This is a genomic window from Sphingobium sp. WTD-1, from assembly GCF_030128825.1.
Lineage (GTDB): Bacteria > Pseudomonadota > Alphaproteobacteria > Sphingomonadales > Sphingomonadaceae > Sphingobium.
Genome location: NZ_CP119127.1, coordinates 4,943,290 through 4,967,481 on the forward strand (window position 1 = coordinate 4,943,290; position 24,192 = coordinate 4,967,481).

General features: G+C 62.7%; 23 protein-coding genes. 13 read left to right on the forward strand and 10 right to left on the reverse strand.

Annotated features, from left to right (window positions below):
• Positions 1 to 27 precede the first annotated feature (27 nt).
• From dnaA to mutM, 3 genes are all read right to left on the reverse strand, one after another.
• The gene (gene dnaA, locus N6H05_RS24515) at positions 28 to 1,446 is read right to left on the reverse strand and encodes a chromosomal replication initiator protein DnaA (RefSeq protein ID WP_284112096.1); all 1,419 of its coding nucleotides are present in this window, start codon (positions 1,444 to 1,446) and stop codon (positions 28 to 30) included.
• A gap of 430 nt (positions 1,447 to 1,876) precedes the next feature.
• Positions 1,877 to 2,140 carry a 30S ribosomal protein S20 gene (gene rpsT / locus N6H05_RS24520; RefSeq protein WP_010335635.1) on the reverse strand — a complete coding sequence of 88 codons (264 nt, stop codon included), beginning with the start codon at positions 2,138 to 2,140 and terminating at the stop codon, positions 1,877 to 1,879.
• A 117-nt stretch (positions 2,141 to 2,257) separates the two neighbouring features.
• Positions 2,258 to 3,070: a bifunctional DNA-formamidopyrimidine glycosylase/DNA-(apurinic or apyrimidinic site) lyase gene (gene mutM, locus N6H05_RS24525; RefSeq protein WP_284112097.1), complete on the reverse strand. Its 813-nt coding sequence runs from the start codon at positions 3,068 to 3,070 to the stop codon at positions 2,258 to 2,260.
• 180 nt (positions 3,071 to 3,250) lie between these two features.
• Here mutM and N6H05_RS24530 point away from each other — a divergent pair, with 180 nt between their 5' ends.
• A complete protein-coding gene (locus N6H05_RS24530; protein WP_010335632.1) occupies positions 3,251 to 3,982 on the forward strand; it encodes a class I SAM-dependent methyltransferase in 732 nt (243 codons plus the stop codon).
• Positions 3,983 to 3,989: 7 nt separating this feature from the next.
• Entirely contained in the window at positions 3,990 to 5,531 is a 1,542-nt protein-coding gene (gene ubiB / locus N6H05_RS24535; RefSeq protein ID WP_284112098.1) for a 2-polyprenylphenol 6-hydroxylase, read from the forward strand.
• A 10-nt stretch (positions 5,532 to 5,541) separates the two neighbouring features.
• Here the strand turns inward: ubiB and N6H05_RS24540 are convergent, their stop codons facing one another.
• Entirely contained in the window at positions 5,542 to 6,474 is a 933-nt protein-coding gene (locus N6H05_RS24540) for a hypothetical protein (protein WP_284112099.1), read from the reverse strand.
• 97 nt (positions 6,475 to 6,571) lie between these two features.
• On the opposite strand from N6H05_RS24540, the gene coaBC reads away from it, so the two are divergent.
• Genes coaBC through N6H05_RS24565 form a run of 5 tightly spaced genes read left to right on the forward strand, consistent with a single transcriptional unit; the run spans position 6,572 to position 9,772 of the window.
• Positions 6,572 to 7,816 (forward strand): bifunctional phosphopantothenoylcysteine decarboxylase/phosphopantothenate--cysteine ligase CoaBC, encoded by a 1,245-nt coding sequence (gene coaBC / locus N6H05_RS24545; RefSeq protein ID WP_284112100.1) that lies wholly within the window; start codon positions 6,572 to 6,574, stop codon positions 7,814 to 7,816.
• Complete coding sequence (gene dut / locus N6H05_RS24550; protein WP_284112101.1) at positions 7,791 to 8,246, forward strand: dUTP diphosphatase; 456 nt, start codon at positions 7,791 to 7,793, stop codon at positions 8,244 to 8,246. The genes coaBC and dut overlap by 26 nt, the downstream gene beginning before the upstream one ends.
• 4 nt (positions 8,247 to 8,250) lie before the next feature.
• Positions 8,251 to 8,655 carry a hypothetical protein gene (locus tag N6H05_RS24555; RefSeq protein WP_284112103.1) on the forward strand — a complete coding sequence of 135 codons (405 nt, stop codon included), beginning with the start codon at positions 8,251 to 8,253 and terminating at the stop codon, positions 8,653 to 8,655.
• Complete coding sequence (locus N6H05_RS24560) at positions 8,652 to 9,419, forward strand: HesA/MoeB/ThiF family protein (RefSeq protein WP_284112104.1); 768 nt, start codon at positions 8,652 to 8,654, stop codon at positions 9,417 to 9,419. Before N6H05_RS24555 ends, N6H05_RS24560 begins: the two co-directional genes overlap by 4 nt.
• An 11-nt stretch (positions 9,420 to 9,430) precedes the next feature.
• Positions 9,431 to 9,772 (forward strand): DsrE family protein, encoded by a 342-nt coding sequence (locus N6H05_RS24565; protein ID WP_284112105.1) that lies wholly within the window; start codon positions 9,431 to 9,433, stop codon positions 9,770 to 9,772.
• A 109-nt stretch (positions 9,773 to 9,881) separates the two neighbouring features.
• Here the strand turns inward: N6H05_RS24565 and N6H05_RS24570 are convergent, their stop codons facing one another.
• From N6H05_RS24570 to N6H05_RS24585, 4 genes are all read right to left on the reverse strand, one after another.
• On the reverse strand, positions 9,882 to 10,178 hold the full coding sequence (locus tag N6H05_RS24570; protein WP_284112106.1) for a hypothetical protein: 297 nt from the start codon (positions 10,176 to 10,178) through the stop codon (positions 9,882 to 9,884).
• A gap of 907 nt (positions 10,179 to 11,085) precedes the next feature.
• Positions 11,086 to 11,277, reverse strand: a complete 192-nt coding sequence (locus N6H05_RS24575) for a helix-turn-helix transcriptional regulator (protein ID WP_169863136.1) — start codon at positions 11,275 to 11,277, stop codon at positions 11,086 to 11,088.
• Positions 11,274 to 11,861: a hypothetical protein gene (locus N6H05_RS24580; protein ID WP_284112107.1), complete on the reverse strand. Its 588-nt coding sequence runs from the start codon at positions 11,859 to 11,861 to the stop codon at positions 11,274 to 11,276. The genes N6H05_RS24575 and N6H05_RS24580 overlap by 4 nt, the downstream gene beginning before the upstream one ends.
• Before the next feature lie 94 nt (positions 11,862 to 11,955).
• Complete coding sequence (locus N6H05_RS24585) at positions 11,956 to 12,393, reverse strand: ExbD/TolR family protein (RefSeq protein ID WP_284112108.1); 438 nt, start codon at positions 12,391 to 12,393, stop codon at positions 11,956 to 11,958.
• Positions 12,394 to 12,563: 170 nt separating this feature from the next.
• Here N6H05_RS24585 and thrS point away from each other — a divergent pair, with 170 nt between their 5' ends.
• From thrS to infC, 3 genes are all read left to right on the forward strand, one after another.
• The gene (gene thrS, locus N6H05_RS24590; RefSeq protein WP_284114307.1) at positions 12,564 to 14,561 is read left to right on the forward strand and encodes a threonine--tRNA ligase; all 1,998 of its coding nucleotides are present in this window, start codon (positions 12,564 to 12,566) and stop codon (positions 14,559 to 14,561) included.
• A gap of 102 nt (positions 14,562 to 14,663) precedes the next feature.
• The gene (locus N6H05_RS24595; RefSeq protein ID WP_284112109.1) at positions 14,664 to 16,148 is read left to right on the forward strand and encodes a Dyp-type peroxidase; all 1,485 of its coding nucleotides are present in this window, start codon (positions 14,664 to 14,666) and stop codon (positions 16,146 to 16,148) included.
• A gap of 175 nt (positions 16,149 to 16,323) precedes the next feature.
• Entirely contained in the window at positions 16,324 to 16,857 is a 534-nt protein-coding gene (gene infC, locus N6H05_RS24600; protein WP_029547879.1) for a translation initiation factor IF-3, read from the forward strand.
• Positions 16,858 to 17,073: 216 nt separating this feature from the next.
• Here the strand turns inward: infC and N6H05_RS24605 are convergent, their stop codons facing one another.
• A complete protein-coding gene (locus N6H05_RS24605; protein WP_284112110.1) occupies positions 17,074 to 17,370 on the reverse strand; it encodes a hypothetical protein in 297 nt (98 codons plus the stop codon).
• A gap of 46 nt (positions 17,371 to 17,416) precedes the next feature.
• Between N6H05_RS24605 and N6H05_RS24610 the strand changes: the two genes are divergently transcribed.
• Positions 17,417 to 17,812 carry a hypothetical protein gene (locus N6H05_RS24610; RefSeq protein WP_284112111.1) on the forward strand — a complete coding sequence of 132 codons (396 nt, stop codon included), beginning with the start codon at positions 17,417 to 17,419 and terminating at the stop codon, positions 17,810 to 17,812.
• A 267-nt stretch (positions 17,813 to 18,079) separates the two neighbouring features.
• Here N6H05_RS24610 and N6H05_RS24615 read toward each other — a convergent pair whose 3' ends face one another.
• A complete protein-coding gene (locus tag N6H05_RS24615) occupies positions 18,080 to 19,303 on the reverse strand; it encodes an IS256-like element ISSpwi2 family transposase (protein WP_014082638.1) in 1,224 nt (407 codons plus the stop codon).
• A 308-nt stretch (positions 19,304 to 19,611) separates the two neighbouring features.
• On the opposite strand from N6H05_RS24615, the gene N6H05_RS24620 reads away from it, so the two are divergent.
• Positions 19,612 to 21,960: an arylsulfatase gene (locus N6H05_RS24620; protein WP_284112112.1), complete on the forward strand. Its 2,349-nt coding sequence runs from the start codon at positions 19,612 to 19,614 to the stop codon at positions 21,958 to 21,960.
• A gap of 380 nt (positions 21,961 to 22,340) precedes the next feature.
• Positions 22,341 to 23,801: an arylsulfatase gene (locus N6H05_RS24625; protein WP_284112113.1), complete on the forward strand. Its 1,461-nt coding sequence runs from the start codon at positions 22,341 to 22,343 to the stop codon at positions 23,799 to 23,801.
• Positions 23,802 to 24,192: the final 391 nt, after the last annotated feature.

Consider the following 24,192-nt stretch of genomic DNA (forward strand, 5'->3'; position numbering starts at 1 on the left):
GGAGTCAGCCCATGGTTGGGGCTGCTATCAGCCTTCCAACTGGCGCATCAGGGCGCGGACGTCGGCGTCCATGTCCGGATGGCTTTCGCGCAGCTTCTCGATCGTGCGCACCGCGTGAATCACCGTGCTATGATCGCGACCGCCAAAGGTGCGGCCGATTTCCGGCAGCGAGCGCGGCGTCATCTTCTTCGAGATATACATCGCCACCTGACGCGGACGCGCGACGGCGCGCGCACGGCGCTTCGACTTCATTTCCGACAGGTCGATCTTGAAATGGGCGGCACAGGCCTTCTGGATCTCGTCGATGGTCAGGCGACGCACATTGGCGCGCACTGCGTCGGCGAGCATGGTCTGGGCAAATTCCAGATCGATCGAACGACCGGTCAGCTGGCCATAGGCCACCAGCTTGTTGAACGCGCCTTCCAGTTCGCGCACGTTCGAGCGGATCGAACGGGCAAGGAAGTCGATCACCGCATCGGGCACCGGCGGATCGCCGGCATGGGCACGGCGCGCCTCCAGAATCGCAAGGCGCAGGTCGAGACCCGCCGGACGGATATCGGCCACCAGACCGCCCGCCAGACGCGACAGGATGCGCGGGTCAATGCCGTCCAGCATTTGCGGCGCGCGGTCGGCGGTCACGACGATGCGGGCACCGGTATCGATCAGGTCGTTGATCGTGTGGAGGAATTCTTCCTGGGTCGAGCCCTTGCCGGCGATGAACTGGATGTCATCGATCAGCAGCAGGCGCGCGGCGCGCAGGCGGGCCTTGAACGCCATCGTCTCGTTCGAGCGCATCGCGTTGACGAACTCGACCATGAAGCGTTCGGCCGACATGTAGAGCACCGGTGCGCTCGGCGAATGGGCCGAGAAGGCCCGCGCGATCGAGTGCAGCAGGTGCGTCTTGCCCTGGCCGGTGCCGCCATGGATGAAGAGCGGCGTGAAGCGGGGCTCTGCCTCGCCCGCCATTGCCAGCGCCGCCGAATAGGCGAGCTGGTTGGTCTCACCCGGAACGAACTGGTCGAAGGCGTGGCGCGGCTGGAAGTTGCAGGCGACGGTCGGCGCAGCGGCAACGATCGCCGGCGCCGTCACGGTTGCGGCCACGTCGCGCTTCACCTCCAGCAGGCGCGGCCCCGACGAATCGGGCGCACGACGCAGGCGCACTTCACGCACGCCGGCGCCAGAGCAACGCCAGGCCATGCGCAGGCGGTCGCCAAACTGGCCGGAAACGAAATTCGCGCTGAAATCCGACGCAAAATGGAGATCCAGCGTCTGCGAATCGGGGCAATAGTCACCCAGGCGCGCAGGCTTCAACCATTGGTCGAACATGCGCGCGCCGATGTCGCGGCGCAGACCGGTGCGGATGGTCGTCCAGGCGGATTCCAGGCGGGCCATATCTGCCGCTGCCTCTCCGTCCTGAATTCCAAGCACCGCCGCATTATCCTTCATTGAATGCTGCCCCCAAAATACCAACAAAAATGCCCTGAGGGCACGACTATCGGACGCAACAAGATGGTTCGGAAAAGCGCCCCCGCCTTTCCGAGTCTGATACATCGACTGACATTATGACGACCGCCAGGAAGTGATTCGATCAGCGGCCGGAGGATCAAAATAGACAGGGCCGCTTCGCCGGATCAAGGGCGGGTCGCTTCAAAAAACTGAAATAAAGACGTTGACTCGGGAATCCCGCAGAAAACCGCAGATTCACAAATTATGACTATTTTTCAGGGAATTACTTGTAGTCGATTCTGACGATCTGGCTCGAATCGTGAGAAATTCGCGGGTCAGGGAAATGACCATTTCGTGACTCCAGCAGAAAAAGCCCGCTCCGGCGATCCGGAGCGGGCTTTTCAGATAAGCGGGTAGCTTAACGTAAGGCTTAGGCGATCGCGCCGACGGCCTTGGTCAGGCGACCGAACTTACGAGCGGCGGTGTTCTTGTGCAGAACGCCACGGGCAACGCCGCGGGCCAGTTCGGGCTGGACAGTCTGAAGTGCGGTAGCAGCTGCATCCTTGTCACCGGCGAGGATGGCGGCTTCCACCTTCTTCACCAGGGTGCGGATCCGGCTGATGCGGGCGCCATTGATCGCGGCGCGACGCTCATTGCGACGGATGCGCTTCTTGGCTTGCGGCGTATTGGCCATTCTATTCCTCGGTTCTCATCAAATCTCGGGAAGAGGCCCGTCGGATTCGCCAACCAGCCTCGTGAAGGTGCGCCCCTTACAGCTGTTCCGGGGTGTCGTCAACCAGCGAGCCCTCCGCTATTTCTGGCATTTTGGGCAATGGAAGGTCGATCGTCCCCCATCGACTCGGCGCTGCACGGTGCCACCACAGGGACAAATCTGTCCTTCGCGCCCATAGACTCGCCATTGGTTGGAGAAATAGCCCAATTCGCCATCCGGCCGCGCATAATCGCGCAGGGTGGAACCGCCAGCGACGATGGCGGCGGACAGAACGGTACGAATCGCTTCCACCAGCAAAGTGAGTCGTGGCTTCGATATGCGCCCCGCCGCTCGAGTCGGGGCGATGCCCGCCATGTTCAGCGCTTCACATACATAGATATTGCCCAGCCCCGCGACGATGCGCTGGTCTAGCAGTGCCGCCTTGATCGATGTTGCCTTGCCGCTCAGCACCCTCGCCAGATAGGCCGCGTCGAAATCCACCCCCAATGGTTCCGGCCCCATGCGGGTGAAGGGAGCATAGCCCTGCCAGGCGTCACTGCGCACCAGATCCAGCGAACCGAAACGGCGCGGGTCGTTGAGCGAGAGGAGATGGCCGCTGCCCGTCTCCAGCAACAGGTGGTCATGCGCCCCGATTTCCGCCGGATCGATTCGCCATCGCCCCGACATGCCGAGATGGAAGATCATCATGTCGCCGCGATCGGTTTCGATGAGGCCATATTTGGCGCGACGCGACAAGCCCGTAACCGTGGCGCCGGTCATACGCTGACGCAGGTCCACCGGAATCGGGAAGCGCAGATCGGCGCGGCGCGGCTCGACCCGTGTCAGAGTCGCCCCCTGCAAGACGGATCGCAGACCGGAAACGGTGGTTTCGACTTCGGGAAGCTCTGGCATAGTCCCTATGTAGGATGCCGGATAGCGGAGCGACAGGGGCGTTTACGTCCAACTCCCAACCCATGCCTTCGCGCCAGAAGGGCAGTGATACTGCACAATCGCACAAGCGCCCGATTCACCGCATCGCGTGAGCGCGCATAGCGCTTCCATCTCAAACGATCAGGCTCTAGAGCGAACCGCATGAGCGAAACAGCATCCTTCGGCTATCGCGACGTCGATGCCGCCGAGAAGGCGGGCATGGTCCGCGCCGTATTCTCCAATGTCGCCGCCAAATATGACCTGATGAACGACGCCATGTCGGGCGGCGCCCATCGGTTGTGGAAGGATCAGTTCGTCAAGCGGGTGAAGCCGCAGCCGGGCGAACAGATATTGGACATGGCCGGCGGCACCGGCGACATCGCCTTTCGCATGCACAAGCTGGGCGCGCATATCACCGTGTCCGACATCAATCCCGAGATGCTGGCCGTGGGTGTCGAGCGGGCACAGAAGAAGGGCTATGAGGGCCTGATCTGGTCGGAACAAAATGCCGAAACGCTGACCTTTGGCGACCGGGAGTTCGACGCCTATACGATCGCCTTCGGCATCCGCAACGTCACCCATATCGACATGGCGCTGCGCGAGGCGCACCGCGTGCTGAAGTTCGGCGGGCGCTTCTTCTGCCTCGAATTTTCGACCACCACCTGGCCGGGCTTTTCCGACGTCTATGACAGCTATTCACACAAGCTGGTGCCACAACTGGGCAAGCTGTTCGCCAATGATGCCGACAGCTATCGCTATCTGATCGAATCGATCCGCCGCTTCCCGCCCATGCCCAAGTTCGAGGGCATGATCCGCGACGCCGGTTTCGTGAATACCAAGGTCGAGCCGATCCTGGGCGGACTGGTGGCGATCCATTCGGGCTGGAAGATCTGACGCCCACATGACCACCCACGCGACTCATATCTGGCGGCTCCTGAAATGGGGCCGGACTTTGGCACGCCATGGCGCCCTCACTGGCATAGAACGCGATCCGCTGACGCCAACGCCGGTACGCCGGCTGGTGCGCCTGGCCCGTTTCGGCGCGCGCGTGCCCAAGCAGCCACGCTATGCCGATGCGTTCCAGTCGATCGGCCCCGCCGCGATCAAGCTGGGCCAGACGCTGGCGACACGACCCGATCTGGTCGGTGAGGAAGCCGCGAACGACCTGCTACGGCTGCAGGACGCCCTGCCCCCGGTTCCGTTCGACACGATCCGCGCCCAGATCGAGCAGAGCTTCGGCCGGCCGCTGGAGCAGGTCTATGCTCGCTTCGACGAGGTGCCCGTGGGCGCCGCATCGATCGCGCAGGTGCATCGCGCAATTACCAGCGACGGCCGCGAGGTCGCGGTCAAGGTGATCCGCCCCGGCGTGATCGACCAGTTCAACCGCGACATCCAGACCTATGAATGGGCGGCCGCCCATGTCGAGATGCTGGGCGGCGAAGTGGCCCGCCTGCGTCCGCAGCTGGTGATCGCCAATATGAAGCGCTGGACCGCGCGCGAGCTGGATCTGCGGCGCGAGGCGGCATCGGCATCGGAACTGGCCGAGGCGATGGAAGCGATGCCGGGCTATCGCATTCCCGCGATCGACTGGGACCGCACGACCGGCAAGGTCATGACGATGGAATGGATCGACGGCATCAAGATCTCCGATCGCGATGCGCTGATCGCCGCCGGCCATGACCTCAAGGACATCGCCGCGCGGCTGGTTAACGCCTTCCTGCGCCAGGCGATCGCCGAGGGTTTCTTCCACGCGGACATGCATCAGGGCAATTTGTTCGTGAAGGGCAATGGCGACATCGTCGCGATTGATTTCGGCATCATGGGCCGGATCGACCGGCGCGCCCGCATGTGGCTGGCCGAGATTCTCTATGGCCTGATCACCGGCAACTACAAGCGCGTCGCCGAAATCCATTTCGAGGCGCAATATGTGCCCGGCCATCATAATGTCGACGAGTTCGCCACCGCACTGCGCGCCGTAGGCGAGCCGATGCGCGGCAAGCCGGCGAGCGAGCTGTCGGTCGGCGGCATGCTGGACGGGCTGTTCGCCATCACCCGCGATTTCGACATGCAGACCCAGCCGCACCTGCTGTTGCTGCAGAAGACGATGGTGATGGTCGAGGGCGTCGCGCACCAGCTCGATCCCGAAATCAACATGTGGGAAACCAGCGGTCCCTATGTGAAGGAATGGCTGCGCACCGAACTGGGCCCGGAGGCCAAGGCGGCCGATGCGCTGATCGAGAATTGGCGCCTGATCCAGCGGCTGCCGGCACTGGTCCGCCGGATCGAGGACGCCTTCCCCGAAAAGGGCGGTGCCCCGCCACCGCTCCCGCTGGGCGACGTGAAGTTGATCCAGGTCGGCGGCGGCTGGCGTTATGGGCTGGTCGCGCTGCTGGCGGCGGCGATCGGCGCCGGCGCGATGGCGGCAGCCACGACCTTCCTATGAAGTCGCAGGGTTAAGAGCCGGACGGATCATTCTTGTCGTCGTCCGGCTTCTTGCCAAAGCCGCGCATACGCCACACCACCAGCGAAGCCGCAACGATAACGCCTGCTAGCGCCAGCAGCCACCCGCGCAGGCTTTCGAGCAGACCAGTCGTATCCTTGATATCGTCCTTGGCGGTCTGAATCTTCTCGGCCCGGGCCTCCCGGTCGGTGACATGGACGCTGACTGCGATCGGTGCGCTCTGATAGAGTTTGAGCCGGGTCGCATGGCCCTCCCCATCCTGGGCGAAGGTCTCGATCCGTACCTGCAATGTCTGATCGCCCGCGCGGGTCGGGGTGACATCCCATTCCCATTGTTCGCTGCCGCTCATCCCCAGATCACGCTGAGGATCGCCGATCGGCACGATATCAAAGGCGCTGCCGCTGAGCGCGGCGCGCATGTAGCGACCGATACGGACCGGGGCCACCTGAACATCGGCCGGGCGGCCGCCGGCGGCGCGTACCGTCTCGCTCCGTTCAGCCTGCGCGCCTATGGCCAGCACGACTCGGGTGGCAGCACCGCGCATCATCATGCGCGGTGGATTGAAGGCGGCAACCCCTTGCTCCAACGAATCACGCTGGGCGGCGAGTGCCGCGCAGCGCGCGGCTGGCATTGCTGCACGCGCGGCGGGGCACCAGGGATCATCCGCCGTACCACCAGCCGCATTGCCCGGCTCGACCGACCCGCCGCCATAAACGGGGCCGCCAGTATCCGGACTGACGGCATTGCCGGGCATGATGTCGGCCGCGTTCATCGCATTGTCGAGCGCATCTTCGGGGATCGCTCCGGGCATGGGGGCCGCCGCATTTTCGACATCGGACGATGCGCTCTCGCCCTGCATCGGCGCGCTGTTGCACCCCGCCAGCCCCAGCATCACCGCCATCGTCAACAGCCGTCCGCCCATCATCCCAGCCCCCAGAGACGAAAATGGAAGACGCATCCTATCATGAATGCCGGCCGGTGCGACGATTGATTCATGCGCGGCCAACGGGCAAGGAAGACATATGACCCAGCGTGTCCTTCTCATCGTGTCCGGCGGCATTGCGGCCTATAAGTCGCTGGAACTGGTGCGCCAGTTGCGCAGGCGCGGCATCGCCGTGCGCGCGGTACTGACCGAAAGCGCGCAGCAGTTCGTCACGCCGCTGAGCCTGGGCGTGCTGACCGAGGATCATGTCTATGGTGACATGTTCGATCTCAAGGAAGAGCGCGAGATCGGCCATATCCAGCTGTCGCGCCAGGCGGACCTGATCGTCGTCGCGCCCGCGACCGCCAACATCCTGGCGAAGATGGCGGCGGGCATTGCCGATGACCTGGCCACCACCATATTGCTCGCCACCGACAAGCCGGTGCTGGCCGTACCGGCGATGAATGTGCGCATGTGGCACCACAAGGCGACGCAGCGGAACCTGGCGCAGCTCCATGCCGATGGCGTCCGCATCATGACGCCCGACGATGGCGAGATGGCCTGCGGCGAATATGGCAAGGGCCGCCTGCCTGAGCCGGAAGCGATCGCAGCGGAGATCGGGCGCCTGCTGGCCGCCCCTGCCCTGCCCGATCCGCTCGCGGGTCAGCCGGATTTCGCGGGCGCAGATGAACCGCTGACCGGGCGGCATGTGCTGGTGACAGCCGGACCGACCCATGAGCCGATCGATCCGGTGCGCTACATCGCCAATCGGTCTTCGGGCAAGCAGGGCTTTGCCATCGCCGCTGCCGCTGCGCGCGCCGGGGCGAAGGTGACTTTGGTGGCAGGCCCCGTGCATCTGCCGACGCCCGTCGGGGTCGACCGCATCGATGTCGAGACCGCGCGCGAAATGCTGGCGGCGGTCGAGGACGCCCTGCCCGCCGACGCAGCGATCATGGTCGCGGCCGTTGCCGATTGGCGCACCGCCGACGCGGCCGAACAGAAGCTGAAGAAGGATGGCTCCGGCCAGCCCGCGCCGCTTAGTCTGGTCGAAAATCCCGACATATTGGCGACGCTCGGCCATCATGCCCGCCGCCCCCGCCTGCTGATCGGCTTTGCCGCCGAGACACAGAAGATCGCCGAACATGCACAGGCCAAGCTGGCCCGCAAGGGCGCCGACTGGATCGTCGCCAATGACGTGTCCGGCGACGTCATGGGCGGCGACAGCAACAGCGTCCAGATCGTCACATCCGCCGGCATCGAAAGCTGGGCCGCCATGGCCAAGAGCGATGTCGCCACCAAACTCATCGAAAAGGTTGCCAATGCCCTCTCCGTTGCCGCCGATTGATATCCAGCTCATGCGCCTGCCCCATGGCGAAGGGCTCCCCGTCCCCGCCTATGCCACCGCGCACGCCGCCGGCATGGACGTGGTGTCGGCAGAGGAGATCATCCTCAACCCCGGCGATCGCCATCCGGTCGCGACCGGCTTCGCGCTGGCGATCCCTGAAGGCTATGAGATTCAGGTGCGGCCGCGGTCCGGCCTGGCGCTGAAACATGGCATCACCCTGCCCAACGCCCCCGGCACGATCGACGCCGATTATCGCGGCGAACTCAAGGTGCTGCTGATCAACCATGGCGCCTATCCCTTCCCGATCAAGCGGGGCGATCGCATCGCGCAATTGATTGTTGCGCCGGTTCAGCTTGCGAGCTTCGTCGAGGTCGATATGCTCGACGACACCGTCCGCGGAGTGGGCGGCTTCGGTTCTACGGGAGTGTGACATCATGATGACCCCGCTGCTTTCGCTGATGCTTGCCGCCACCACACCACAGGCGCTGCCCGCCATGCCCCAGGATCTGAGCGAAGTGCCGGTGATCGAGGGCTGGCAGGGCCGCAAGGTGTCGCCCAAATGGTCGGAGAATGTTCACACTCTCTACCGCAAGGCATCGTGCAGCGGCGCGGTCAATTATGAAGGCTCGCAACTGCTGGAACTGGATGTGCTGTTCCTGCTCGATGGTCAGGGCCGACCGCTGAAGATCGCGCCGGTCAATGTCCGCTGCCCCGATGTCGAAACATTCGTGAGCAAGCGCATCCTCGGCACGCTCAAGGGCAGTTTCCCCAAGACCGGCACCGACGAGCCGGTCTGGATGCGCTCGCAGGTGCGCTTCCTCTGGTCGGACGCATCGTGACGCTGACTGACGATCAACTGGAGCGCTATGCCCGCCATATCATACTGAAGGAAATCGGCGGCGCGGGTCAGGCGCGGCTGCTGTCGGCCGATGTGGCGGTAATCGGCGCGGGCGGCATCGGCAGCCCGGCCATCCTCTATCTGGCGGCCGCCGGCGTCGGTACGATCCGGGTGATCGACGATGACGCCGTCGCCCTGTCCAATCTGCAACGTCAGGTGCTGTTCGGCACCGCCGAGATCGGCGCGCCCAAGGCCGAAGCGGCGATGGTGGCCGTCGCGCGCCTCAATCCCGACATCAAGCTGATCCCGATCAATGCGCGGATCGATGCGGACAATGCTGCCACGCTGCTGCGCGAGGCCGATGTCGTGCTGGACGGGTGCGACAGTTTCGCCACCCGGCTGGTGGTCGCCGATGCGGCGCTGGCGCTGCGCATGCCGCTGGTGTCGGCGGCGGTCGGCCCGTTCGAGGGGCAACTCGCCACCTATCGCGGCTGGGAAAAGGACAAGCCCTGCTATCGCTGCCTGGTGGGCAGTCCGGTTGACGCGCCCGAACGCAATTGCTCGGAAACCGGCGTGATCGGCGCGCTGACCGGGGTGATGGGCAGCCTGGCCGCGCTGGAGGTGATCCGGGCGCTGGTGCCGTTCGGCACCGACATGGCGGGGCAGTTGCTGATCGCGGACCTGCTGGCGATGCGGTTCCGTACGCTGGGCGTGCCCAAGGATCCGGCCTGCCCCGGCTGTGCGGCAGAACTGTGCGCGCGCTGAGGATCGTCGTCATGACGGCCGATGCGGAGCGGCTGCGCGGCGCATTGGTGCTGGCGACGGCGCAGGCGGCATTGGGCGGCGAAGCGAGCCTGTTCCTGCAACTGGATGCCGTGGCGCTGCTCGCGTCGCCGCTGGCCGCGCCGGAGGATACGGCGCATCAGGCGACGGGCCTGCCCATGCTGGCTGAACTGCTGGCCGAGGCGCTGGACATGGGGGTGGCCCTGATCGCCTGCCAGAGCGGCCTTGCCCTGTCGGGCCTGTCCGCCGACGCCCTGCCCGCCGGGATCGAGATTGGCGGCCCGCTTTCCTTCCTGCAACAGACCGACGACGCTGCCCGGCTGCTGATCGCCTGATCGCGATCGACACGTTCGGCGACAGACATGGCCGGCCTGGGTCGTTTGACGCCCTAAATTAACGGCCTTCCCCGGTGTGAGCGCTTGTTGGACGGTAAGTCGCGCAGTGTTATTCCAGTTTTTTCAATGCCTTAGCTGGAAAAAATCGAAAGTTTGCGCGTATGCGCCATGGAAGATTTTCGCGGCCGGCGAAAAATCGACGACAATTGAGTGGGTTGACGATCAAAAGAGCCAGCCGGAACTTTACACCGGACACGCCGCTGTAGGACAGGGCTTTCCGCACAAGGCCATCGCGGCGAAGAGGCGCTGCCATTCCCTTTGCCCGCATGACATCAATCACACGGAGCTGCGGAGAAAGCGGAGAGGGGAAAGGAAAGGCGAATTGGGCGGCTATTTCTCCCATCATCCCTGCGCAGAACGGGTAAACGGGGATTCATCCCCCCTCCAGCGTTTCGGCGCGATGTCTAGAGATGGATTCCCGCCTGCGCGGGAATGACGAAAAAGGGTGGGAAGACGACTGTCAGCTTTCTTGATCGTGAACCGGATTAAGGAAGGTCCATACTACAAGCACGAAACCGACAATCGTAAAGCATACTGCTGAATGCAAAGCCCATGTCCAGATAGCGTCGGGTATCGAGAAAAACCAGCAAACTGCCGAGATGAGCAGCGGTAGCAGCATCCATGGGATGAGTTGAAAATTCATCTCATTCACCCATGACAATCCACGTAGCGGCGTTGCCTTGCTGGAAAGAAAGGCGCGATATCTGATAAATGTCTTTTGCACCAACCCTGTATCTCGTGTGCGAACAGCGACCGCAAATGGTCGTTAGCCGCTAAAATCCGACATCGTCATTGCGAGCGTAGCGAAGCAATCCATCTCGCGCCGGTGGATTGCTTCGCTACGCTCGCAATGACGGGAGATGGTCGGAAGCCGCCCTACCCTCATCCGTCATGCCGGGCTTGACCCGGCATCCCGCTTTTCGACGCTACAGATAAAGAAGCGAGACCCCGGCTCAAGGCCGGGGTGACGATGATGGTGAGGGCAGCTTCTAGTGGTCCGATTCTGACATTCGATACCGCTTGAGGCGATGTCGCACACGAATGTCAGAATTTGTTCGGACCACTAGAAATATTTGTTTCTAGTGGATTTTACGATTTTGACATTTGCAAATCCAGCCCCATCGACAAGGGATGCAAATGTCAAAATCAATCCACTAGGAGAGACCATAGAGTGAGCGGATGGCGCTGATTGGTCATCTGGCGCCATGGCATTTGCATGGGGCCAGCGCGCCCTGCCCTCCCTCCTTCCAGCCTCAATCGCGCAGGAAGATATCCTCGATCTTCAGGCCGAACAGGTCGGCGATGCGGAAGGCGAGCGGGAGCGAGGGGTCATATTTGCCGGTCTCGATCGCGTTGACGCTCTGGCGCGAGATGCCGAGTTGGGCGGCGAGATCGCTCTGGTTCCAGTCGCGTTCCGCCCGCAAGACCTTGAGCCGGTTCTTCATGCGCGACCACCGGGCAGGATCGGCGCCAGCAACAGGCCCAGATTCCACAGGATGAAGGCGGCATAAGCCGGTGCATGGGGGGCAAGGCCGGAACCTTCGAGCAGGCCCCAGACGGTGGTGATGACCAGCATGAAACCGGCCGCGATCAGCGCGCGCCGGGCATGGACCATGCGCAGATATTCGTCGGCCTCCTCCACCAGCAGCCGGCCCATCGCCCAGATGAAGCCGATCAACGGCGGCGCCGGCAGCAAGGCGACGAGCACGGCCCAGATGCCCGCCGGATGCCATTCGCGCTGGATGGTGATGGCCGCGACCACGGTGACGACATTGGCGATCATCAGCGGCACGACCCGGCCGATATAGCGGGCGATCGCCGATCCCGGCACGGCGCGCGCCAGCCGCATCGCTTCCCAGATCAGCCAGCCCAGCGCCAACAGGCCCGGCACCATCAGCGGCAATTTGCCGTTGCCGCTGATGGTGAAGATGTTGGCGGCGACGGCCGCGGCCACCATTAGCAATGTGAACAGCGCGGCGGCCGCGCAGATGCGCCAGGGAAAGGGATGGATAGGTTCCGGGGCGATCATGACTCGTGCCTCCTGCTCTGAAAGGGTCAAGTGTCCTTTACATAAGCAGAAAGCAACGAGTCAATGTTGCTTTACATTTTATCGCGCATCCTTGTCAGAACTGGCCGTAGCGCTCATTGCCGACAAAACCGAGCTTGGTGACGCCGGAACGGCGGATGTCGGCCAGCGTCTGGTCGACCACCAGATAGCGGGCGGCAGCGTCCGGCTGGAATTGCAATTCCGGCTCGACCGGCATGGCCAACGTCTGGGCGAGATAGCGGCGCAAGGTAAGGGCATCGACCGCCATGCCGTTCCAGCGGACCACGCCCGATGCGTCGATCGTCACCTTGTTCTTGATCGGATCGGGTTGTGGCAGGCTGGTATCGACCGGCCCCCGGGGCAGGTTGATGCCCACGCTGTGGGTCTGGATCGGGATGGTGATGATGAACATGATCAGCAGCACAAGCATGACGTCGATCAGCGGCGTCGTGTTCATCTCGCCCATCGGCGCGTCATCCTGTGCGCCACGGGATTTTGCAAAGCTCAAAGCCATAAGTCCCTCCTGTACTGATAATGATATATCAGAACATAAAACATGCGCTCCTGGGTGACTCTTGGCAAGAGGGCTTCTATTGACAGGGCAGACCGCCCATTTATGGGGAAGGCGCGGCTTTTTCGGCTGCGCAACCCGCAAATTTCATAGAAAGACCCCCCGTGTCCGCCATGCTCAAGATCACCCTGCCCGATGGTTCCGTGCGTGAAGTCGCGCCCGGCACTACTCCGGCGGACATTGCAGCGGCGATCGGGCCGGGCCTGGCCAAGGCGGCGATCGCCGCGAAGGTCGACGGCGAGCTGCGCGACATCATGCGCCCGCTGGAACAGGATTCGCAGCTGGCGCTGGTGACGGCGAAGGACGAGGCCGACGCGCTGGAACTGGCGCGCCATGACTTTGCCCATGTGCTGGCCGAAGCGGTGCAGGCGCTGTTCCCCGGCACGCAGATCACCTTCGGCCCGGCGACCGATGATGGTTTCTATTATGACTTCGCGCCCCCAATGATCGATGGAAAGCCTCGCCCCTTTACCGAGGAAGACCTGCCCGCGATCGAGGCGGAGATGCGCAAGATCATCGCGGCCAACAAGCCGCTGCGCCGCGAAGTCATCGCCCGCGACACGCTGATCGCCCAGTGGGAAGCCGCCGGCGAAACCTTCAAGGCGCAATGGGCCGCCGAACTGCCGCAGGGCGAGGAACTGACCGTCTATCATAGTGGCGACGGCTGGTACGACATGTGCCGTGGCCCGCATCTGGCCTCCACCGGCAAGCTGGACCCGGCCGCGTTCAAGCTGACCCGCGTGTCGGGCGCCTATTGGCGCGGCGACCAGAAGAATGCGATGCTGAGCCGCATCTATGGCACCGGCTGGCTGAACAAGAAGCAGCTGGGTGAGCATCTGACGCGGCTGGAAGAGGCCGGCAAGCGCGACCATCGCAAGCTGGGCGCGGAGATGGACCTGTTTCACCTGCAGCAGGAAGCGCACGGGTCTGTCTTCTGGCACCCCAAGGGCTATCTGATCTGGCGCGAGCTGGAAGCCTATATGCGCCGCGCGATCGACGATGCCGGCTATCGCGAGGTCAAGACCCCGCAGGTGATGGACGCGCGCCAGTGGGAGCAGTCGGGCCATTGGGGCAAATATCGCGAGAATATGTTCGTCATCCCCGACGAGGTGCCCAACGTCGCGGACGAAGGCCCGCTGGTGTCCGACGATGTCGACTGGATGGCCCTGAAGCCGATGAACTGCCCGGCGCACATCCTGATCTTCAAGCAGGGGATCAAGAGCTATCGCGACCTGCCGCTGCGCTTCTACGAAAATGGCTGCTGCCACCGCAACGAGCCGCATGGCGCGCTGCACGGCCTGATGCGGGTGCGCCAGTTCACCCAGGACGACGCCCATATCTTCTGCCGCGAAGACCAGATCGTCGAGGAAGTGCGCGCCTTCTGTGCGCTGGCCGACCGGATCTACCGGGATTTCGGCTTCACCTACTCGATCAAGCTGGCGCTGCGCCCGGAAAAGCGCTTCGGCACCGAGGAAATGTGGGACAAGGCGGAAGAGGAACTGCGCAACGCGGTTGCCGCTGCCGGCCTCAACACGCCCGAATATGGCTGGGAAGAACTGCCCGGCGAAGGCGCCTTCTATGCGCCCAAGCTGGAATGGCACCTGACCGATGCGATCGGCCGCACCTGGCAGGTCGGCACGATCCAGTCGGACCGGGTGCTGCCCGAGCGGCTCGACGCCAGCTACATCGCCGAGGATGGCGAGCGCCACCGGCCGGTGATGCTGCACCGCGCGATCTTCGGCAGCTATGAGCGGTTCATCGGCATCCTGATCGAACATTATGCCGGCAAGTTCCCGCTGTGGCTGGCGCCGGTGCAGGCGGTGGTCGCGACGATCGTGTCGGATGCGGACAATTATGCGCTGGACGTGGTCGAAAAGCTGCGCGCCGCCGGCATCCGCGCCGAAGCCGACGTGCGCAACGAGAAGATCAACTACAAGGTGCGCGAACATTCGCTGGGCAAGGTACCCAACCTGCTGGTCGTCGGCCGCCGCGAGGCGGAAGAGGGCACGGTCGCGCTGCGCGAACTGGGCAAGGACGGCCAGACGATGTTGTCGGTGAGCGAATTGATCGCGCGCCTGGCAAAGGACGCGCTCGCGCCCGATCTGGCCTGAACTGCATGGGGGAGAGATGACACCGTAATGGAGCCATCTCCCCACCGGGCCTGACCCGACCCTGATAGCATGGCGGCATCACCTGACCGGGGGAGAGCCGCCATGCCGATCAACCTGTCCGAACCGCTGCGCTGGACCAGCGCCGATGCCGATGAAACCGCCCTGTTGAAGGATCTGCAGGGCAATATCCTCGACGGCCATGGCCGCAAGGCGACCTTGCACCTGATGCTGCGCTTCGGCGCGGATGCCGCTGCCGCCCGCGCGGCGCTCCGCGCGCTGGAACCGCTGGTGACATCGGCCCTCGCCCAGCTGGAAGCCGCCCGCAGCTTTCGCGAGACCGGCCAGTCGGGCGGCCCCTTTGTCGGCCTGCTCCTCTCTTCCTCCGGCTATGCGCGGCTGGGAATCTCCGAGCGCATGCCCGACGGAGCTGCGGACGGCGCCTTTGGCAGCGGCATGATCGCCCGCAGCGCCATTCTCAACGATCCCGCCGCCCCGGCCCTGGAAGCGCCCTATCAGGACCGCATCGACGCGATGATCCTGATCGGCGCCGACCCCGACGGGCCGGACCAGTGGACATCGCAGGCGGCGCAGGATCTGGCCGATAGGATCATGCGCGGATTGGGCAGCACCGTCAGCCTGATCACCGCCGAGAGCGGCCGCGCGATCTTCCGCAGCAACAGCGTGGGCGAAGCCGAAGGGATCGAGCATTTCGGCTATGTCGACGGGCGCAGCCAGCCGCTGCTGCTGCAGGAACTGATCGATCGCGAGGCGGCCGGTGGCGGCATCGACCAGTGGAATGCCGCCTTCCCCCTGTCGCAGGTGCTGGTGCCCGATCCGGGATCGCCCGACACCGGCACCGCCTTCGGCAGCTACTTCGTCTTCCGCAAGCTGGAGCAGCAGGTGAAGGCCTTCAAGACGTGGGAAGAGGAAGTGGGCGGGGAACTGGGGATCGGCGAACTGGCCGGCGCTTTCCTGGTCGGCCGGTTCGAGGATGGCACGCCCGTCACGCTTCGGGGGACGGAAGGGCTCGACCATCCGGTGCCGAACAATTTCAGCTATGATGGCGACAGGACCGGCGCCCGCTGCCCCTTCTTCGCCCATATCCGCAAGACCAATCCACGCGGCGATGTCGGCCGGACATTGGTGCCGACCCCACAGAGCGCGGCCGATTTCGATCGCATCCGCGAACTGGATGACAGCGAACGCCGCGTCATCATGGCCCGGCGCGGCATGCCCTATGGCATCCGCAACCAGGTGATCGACCCCAGCGACCAGCCGGAAGGCGGCGTCGGCCTCATGTTCATGGCGTTCCAGAGCAGCATCGAGGCGCAGTTCGAATTCACCCAGCAGAGCTGGGCCAATTCGCCGCCCTTCGTTGCCCGCATCAATGGATCGCCCGGCGATGCGGTCGGCCGCGATCCGATCATCGGCCAGCGCGGCGGCGAAGAGAATGTGGCGCTGGCCATGCCCCATGGCTGGAACGACGCCGCAGCCGGCACGACGCCGGCTAGTCTGGCGGAATTTGTCGTCCACAAGGGCGGCGAATATTTCTTCGCCCCGGCCAAGAGCATGCTGCGTGCGCTGTGAAGCGCCAGCGCTCTTGCAAAAAGCCCGACAAGACACAATATGCGCTGAGGCAGCAATGCCACAGGGTGCGTGATTCCGTTACGATGGAGACACGCACCCCTTTCGGTTTTGTGCAAAAGCCGCTAAGAGCCACTCGTTTTTAATAGACTCAGGAGAAGCTGCTATACGTCCCCCGATGATGCGCCGCCCGCTGGCGCCGCCGCCGAAGTCCGGCCCCCGGTATAACGAATTCATCACCGTGCCCAAGGTGCGCGTGATTGATGACGAAGGCGAAAATCTGGGCGTGATGTTTACGCAGGAGGCGATCGAACAGGCCGCAGATGTTGGCCTGGACCTGGTCGAAGTGTCGCCCAACGCCGATCCGCCAGTCTGCAAGTTCCTGGACATCGGCAAGTTCAAGTACGAAGCCCAGAAAAAGGCGAACATCGCCCGCAAGACCCAGAAGACGCAGGAACTCAAAGAGATCAAGATGCGTCCGAACATCGACGATCATGACTATGATACGAAGATGAAGAAGGTCCATGATTTCATCGGCGACGGCGACAAGGTGAAGATCACCCTGCGCTTCCGCGGCCGCGAACTCAGCCACCAGCAGCTGGGCATGAACCTGCTGCAGCGCGTTGCGGAAAATGTCGCCGAGATCGCCAAGGTCGAAGCCTATCCGCGCATGGAAGGCCGCCAGATGCTGATGGTGCTGTCGCCGAAATAAGCGGCGCCGCGACATCGAAGAACATGCGTAGCGGGCGGGGTCTGGCAACAGGCTCCGCCCGAACGCATTTGGGGACATGTCCTTCGAGGCGACCGCCATTCGAAGGGCGATGTGGCGACCATGCCGGTTTTCGTCATCCTTGAAACGGGTCACGCACCTCGTTCCAACGCAGCCTATGTAAAGCAGCCAGGCACCGAAGGCGCGAAGAGCCGCCACTTATAGACCGCCAGTGCTGCATATCGAGCGCTCCCAGGCCACGACATAAACGCGCAGGCACAGCCGCATTGAAACAAATCGCTCGATGGCGAAGAGCTTGTCGGCGCGCTTGCACCAGGCCGCATGAACAAATTCGACGCTCGCCAAATGATCGGGATGGGCACCTTCGCGCCGGGGCACTTTCGGGAACGCCTGGCGCAAGTCGGGCCGATGGACGGCGATCAGGGGTAGTTGGGGACTGTCGGCATTTGCTCGCACAGGGGCGTTTGCTGCCGTTCCGCTTGCAATCCATTCCACGCCAAGCCTGTTGAATGTTCCGCGAGCACAGACGAGATATGAGCATATGTTGCACACAGAAATCATTTCAGAGTTACTTGATGACCATTCGACTCTGCTCGTCCAGACGGGACGGACGCCGATCGACATGAAATACCAACAAATTCGTCAGTGGAGCGCCGATGCCAATATATCGGAAGTTGAGCTTACCGAGCGGTTAGCCCTCGATGTAGCAGCAAGATATGCGCAGAGAGAAATCGATTACGGGCCAGCGGACTGGATTATCAACAATCTGTTCCTCGCGATGACCGACGACCCTTTGAGTAATTGGTCAGATTTATTTTTTGACATCTACAACGCTTTTGATAGCGGGGAATATAGGCGGGATGGAGACGGTGACGTTGAACCGAGCGAAAAATACACTCGCCCAGAAATTGCACGAATTCTCTCGATGAAGCGGTGATGCTTTGGATGACGGCAAGAGGCTGGCTAAGCGCCAGGCTGCTTTCCAGTCCTTCATACCCCTTTCTCCGCGTTCTTCGCGGTTCCGCGTAATTCATTTTTTGCGCGGAGCCGCGAAGAGCGCGGAGGGCAAAGAAGGAAGGGCGACTTTGGGTGGGTAAGAGACATTGAAGCATTGAAATGCCGACGTCAGCAACGCGCCCATTGTTGACGTTCGCACGTAATCCGGGACTGTCAGGATTTCCGTGTGCGGCCGGGCGGTTGATCATCAGGCCGCCATGGCTCTGATGAAACGTTCGCCGAAGATCACGGCAAATTGCGCCTTCGCCATGGTCCACTCACGTGGTGGCATCTTCCACTCTTTCTCCGACCGATTCAAGATCAGGTAGAGCAGCTTGGTGGCGGCCTCGTCGCTGGGGAAGTGTCCCCTGGCCCTGACAGCCCGCCTGAGCTTCGAGTTCAAAGCTTCGATGGCGTTCGTAGTGTAGATGATCCGGCGGACCTCGTCGGGGAACGCAAAAAACGGGATCACCTCGCCCCAGGCGCGCCGCCAGCTCTGGCCGATGGCGGGATAGCGCTGCCCCCAAGGGCCAGCCTCAAATGCTGTCAGCGCCTTTTCGGCGGCATCTGCGTCGGTGGCACGGTAAATCTCCTTGAGCGCGCTGGCGAGGTTCTTTCGGTCCTTCCAGGAGACGAAGTCCATCGAGTTGCGCAGCAGGTGAACGATGCAGGTCTGGACGATCGCATCGGGGAACACTGCGGTGATCGCATCGGGAAAGCCCTTCAGGCCGTCAACGACGGCCAGCAGGATGTCTTCAACGCCACGGTTGCGAAGCTCGTTCATCACCCGAAGCCAGAACTTGGCACCCTCATTCTGCTCGAGCCACAAGCCGAGCACCTCCTTTGCGCCGTCGGCGCGGACGCCCAGCGCAATGTGGATCGCCTTGTTGCGCACCATGCCCTCGTCGCGGATCTTGACCCGGATCGCGTCGAAGAAGACCAGCGGGTAAACCGGATCGAGCGGCCGCTGCTGCCAAGTGGCGACCTCATCGAGCACGGCGTCGGTCACCGTGCTAATCAAATCGGGTGAGACGTCGATGCCGTATAGATCGTGCAGGTGCCTGGTGATCTCGCGGGTGCTCATGCCGCGCGCGTACATCGACACGATCTTGTCGTCGAAGCCGGGAAAGCGGCGTTGATACTTGGCGATCAACTGCGGGTCGAAGCTCGACTGGCGATCGCGCGGCACGTCGATCGCCAACTTGCCGGTGTCGGTCATTACCGTCTTCCGACCGTAGCCGTTGCGCATGTTGCCGGCGCCGTCTTCGCCAGCGAGGTGGTGATCCATCTCCGCATTCAGGGCACGCTCTGTCAGCGCCTTCTTCAGCGAATCGAGCAGACCGCCCTGCTCGAAGGCGGCACTGGCAGCGCCGCCCGCCAAAAGCTGATCGAGAAGCTCATTCGGTATGGCAGGTTCTTTGCGTCGTGACATAGTGGGACTCCTTGTTGCCCATTATGCCCGGCCGCACACGGAAATCCTGACAGTCCCCGTAATCCTGACGAACTCGAAAGCGGACATTCCAGAACAGCCTGTCATCGCCGTCCCGAGGTGCGGGCAGCCGCGACTGTCGGGAACCCAAGGCGCCGCTTTGATGCTCTAGAAGCCTGAATTGCGGCCTGGCCAGAGCATCAAACCGAGATACTCCGCCCTTTTCCCTGATCGCTTCAGGGTTAATTCCGATGCCTACTGAAAAAGGCTCGGCCTAGCTTCTTGGGGCAAGATTCCTGCAGGAGAGCTTTATGTCAAAGACCGATAAGACGCTCACTGGTGCCCCTTCCGGCACACCACACGTCCTTCCGCGCCCGGACTGGACCTTTCCTGGCGAAGTGGGTCGCACACAGGCCGATTCCGATCCGGCACAGTTCCCGCAGCCGATCGCCGCGCCCGAAGGGGCGCCGAACGTCGTCCTGCTGCTGATCGACGATTGCGGCTTCGGACAGTTCGGCACTTTTGGCGGCGGCATTCCTTCGCCCACGATGGACAAGCTCGCCTCGAAGGGCTTGCGGTTCAACCGCTTCCATACCACCTCGCTGTGCAGCCCGACGCGCGCGGCGCTGATCACCGGGCGCAACCACCATTCGGCGTCGTTTGCCGGCATCACCGAGATCGCCACCGGCTATGACGGCTATACCTGCGTGCTTCCCAAGAGCTGCGGTACCATCGGTGAGGTCCTGCGCCAGAACGGCTACATGACCGCCTGGATCGGCAAGAACCACAATACCCCGCCCTGGGACACCAGCCTCGCCGGGCCGTTCGATCGTTGGGCCAATGGCCTTGGCTTCGACTATTTCTACGGGTTTAACGCGGGCGACATGCACCACTGGAATCCGATCCTCTGGGAGAACCGCAACCTCGTCCCCAAGTCGCCCGATCCCGACTACCACCTCACCACCGACATCGCCGACAAGGCGATCAACTGGGTGCACCAGGTGAAGAGCATCGCGCCCCAGCGCCCCTATTTCCTCTATGTCGCCACCGGCGCCACCCATGCCCCGCACCACGCCTCCGAGGAGTGGATCTCTAAGTTCAAGGGCCAGTTCGACGAGGGCTGGGACAAGTATCGCGAAGTCACGCTCGAGCGCCAGAAGAAGCTCGGCGTGGTCCCTCAGGACACCCAGCTCACCGAGCGCTCGAAGGGACTTCCGGCGTGGGATTCGCTCAATGCCGACCAGAAGCGTCTCTATTCGCGCATGATGGAAGTGTTCGCCGGCTACGGCGCCCAGTGCGACTATGAGCTGGGCCGCGTGGTCGATGCCTGCAGGGCGCTGCCCGATGGCGAGAACACGATCTTCATCTACATCGCCGGCGACAACGGCTCGAGCGCCGAGGGCGGCCTCGAAGGCTCGCTGTGCGAAAACCTCTTCTTCAACGGCATCACGGAGAAGTGGGAAGACAATATCAAGGTCATCGACGAACTGGGCGGGCCGAAGCACTTCAACCACTTCCCCGCCAGTTGGGCACACGCCATGAACGCGCCGTTCCAGTGGACCAAGCAGGTCGCCTCGCACTTCGGCGGCACCCGCAATCCGATGATCATCTCGTGGGAAGCGGGGATCAAGGACAAGGGAGGCCTGCGCGAACAGTTCCTTCACACGATCGACCTCGTGCCCACGCTCTACGAACTGTGCGGTATCACCGCCCCGCGCGAGCTGAACGGCATTCCGCAAAAGCCCATCGAGGGTGTGAGCTTCGCCGCCGCGCTGCAGGACGCGAAGGCGCCCGAAACGCGCAACACGCAGTATTTCGAACTCGGCTGCAATCGCGGTCTCTATCATGATGGCTGGATGGCCTCCTCGCCCTCGTTCGTGCCCTGGGAAGCCAATCGCGGCGAGTGGGACCCGGACAAGGCGCCTTGGGAACTCTACAACATCGAGGAAGACTTCTCGCAGGCCAACGACCTTGCCGACAAATACCCCGAGAAGCTGCGCCAGATGCAGGACATGTGGTGGGTGGAAGCGGCCAAGTACAACGTGCTCCCGCTCGACTGGCGCGCCACCGAGCGCTTCAACTCCGAGGCGATGGGCCGCCCCAGCCTGGTGCGCGGACGCGACGAGCTGACCTACTATCCGGGCAACATCGCGGTGCCCGATGCCTGCTCGCCGCCGATGCTCAACAAATCGTGGACAATCACCGCCAGCATCGAGATCCCCGAGGGCGATCCCGTCGAGGGCATGGTCGTCACCCATGGCGGCATCGAGGGCGGCTATGGCCTGTACCTGCGCGCTGGCAAGCCGGTGTTCGTCTACAACTTCCTCTCGCTCGATCGCCCGACCTTCGAGGCGAGCGAGGCGCTGTCTGTCGGCAAGCACGAACTGGTCGTCGACTTCAAGTACGACGGCGGCGGGGTCGGCAAGGGCGGCCAGGTGACGATCAAGGACAACGGCAAGACCATTGCGGAAGGCCGCCTCGAACGCACCGTCCCGGCACAGTTCTCGCTGGGCGAAGGGCTCGACGTGGGCATGGATGTGGGCACCCCCATCGACTTCACCTACGATCTGCCTTTCGTGTTCACCGGCAAGATCGAGAAGGTCCACTTCAAGCTGGGCAAGACCGACACCGGCGCGCCCGCCGCGAAGGAACCGGCATAAGCCCAAAGGCCGCGAGGACAGCTTCGTAATCGCGGCCTTTTGAACAAACGCACCTGACGGTCGACGGCGCAATTTTCGGCCCATCGACCGACAGGTGCTCGTTGCCTGCCGGGGCCTGACAGTGTCCTGCCAAAAAATCCCATGCGGGCGAAATCTAGAAGCAGGCGGTCCGCACTTGGGGATTTCAAATCGGCACTGGAATGACCGCAATGCATTTCCGGCCGGTATCTAAGACGCCTTCCCGTCAGCTTGCCCCTACAAGTTGTTCGCACCACTTCTCAAACGGTTGCGATGGCCATCGGTAGAATACCCGATGTTTGGGGTTCGCTCGGGATTGTAGCCTCCCGCACAACCCAGCGCACATGGAAAGGACCACCGTCATGCCGCAGAAAAAGCCCAACATCCTTGTCATCTTCGGTGACGACATCGGATATTCGAACATTAGTTGCTTTGGCGGCGACATCATGGGCGTACCAACTCCGAACATCGACCAGATCGCCAAGGAAGGCATCAAGCTTACCTCCTTCTATGCACAGCCATCCTGCACGGCCGGTCGCGCAGCCTTCATCACCGGTCAGATGCCGGCCCGCACCGGGCTCACCACCGTCGGCTGCGCGGGCGCTCCGCAGGGCATGTCCGACAAGGATCCGACGATCGCCCAGATCCTCAAGATGCATGGTTATGCGACAGCTCAGTTTGGCAAGAACCATCTGGGCGACCGCGAGGAACACCTGCCGCACCGCCACGGCTTCGACGAGTTCTACGGCAACCTCTATCACCTCAATGCGAACGAGGATCCCGAGGATCCCGACCGGCCGCAAACCGAGGAATTTGAGAAGGCGTGGAACGTCCGCGGTGTCATCTCGGGTACCGCCGACGGCCCGACCAAGGACGAGGGCGCGCTGACGACCGAGCGCATGAAAACCTTTGACGATGAAATCGTCGCCAAGTCGTCCGAGTTCATGGAGCGTCAGGTCAAGGCCGATACGCCCTTTTTCGTGTGGCATTGCGCCACCCGAATGCATGTGTTCACCCACCTGGTCGACGAGCACAAAGGCGTCTCGCGCGCATCCGAGCAAGACGTCTATGGTGACGGACTCGCCGAACATGATGGCCATGTCGGCCAGCTTCTCGCAAAGCTCGATGAGTTGGGCATCGCCGAGGATACGATCGTGGTCTACGCCACCGACAACGGCGCCTATCAGTACATGTGGCCGGAGGGCGGTACCTCGCCGTTCCGCGGCGACAAGGGCACGACCTGGGAAGGCGGTGTGCGCGTACCTTGCGTCATCCGCTATCCCGGCAAGATTCCGGCGGGTCAGGTGAGCGCCGAAATCGTCGCCATGGAAGACTTCTTCATGACCTTTGCGGCGCTCGTCGGCATGCCGGACATCGACAAGAAACTGAAGGAAGGCGTCGAACACAACGGCAAGACGTACAAGGTGCATCTCGACGGCTACGACCAGACGGCCCTGTTCACAGGAAAGGGACCGTCGGCGCGCAAGCATTATTTCTACTATGACGAAACGACCCTGACAGCCGTCCGCTACGGGCCATGGAAGGTGACGATCGCGGCAAAGATGGAAGGGAAGTGGGACAATCCGCTCGTCCACCTTGGCCGCCCGTGGGTCACCAACATCCTGATGGACCCGTACGAACGGCAGTGGGGCGACGTCAACCGCAGGATGGCCGAACACAAGGGCTGGGTGCTGTTGCCGATCGTCGATTTCATGACCAAGCATGTGATGACGTTCAAGGACTTCCCGCCTAGGCAGGAGGCCATGTCAGCCGATTTCTCCAAATTGATCGAGAAGTTCAAGGCACACGCCGCAGAGGACTGATCCCAAGCTTTGCTCTGAGAGGGAGATTGCGAGAGGCTGTTTAGAAAATGCCCTGAGCGGCGCTTTAAGCAGCCTCTTCAATAGGCACCTTGCTGCCCAACACCTGCCGAACGTGTGAATGACTAGTTCCGGCGTAAGCCGACACTCCAGAGGCTGCACCGGAACGGCGAGAGCTGGTCGGCACCCGTCTCGCGCGAGCGTCGGCTATCCCCGCGCCTCGGCTCCAACCCGGATGGTCGCCTACCGGCCAATCTCTGCTGTTCTAACGCCAGGCGTTGAACGTCGAAAAATGGTCGTTAGCCGCTAAAATCCGACATCGTCATTGCGAGCGTAGCGAAGCAATCCACCGGCGCGAGATGGATTGCTTCGCTACGCTCGCAATGACGGGAGA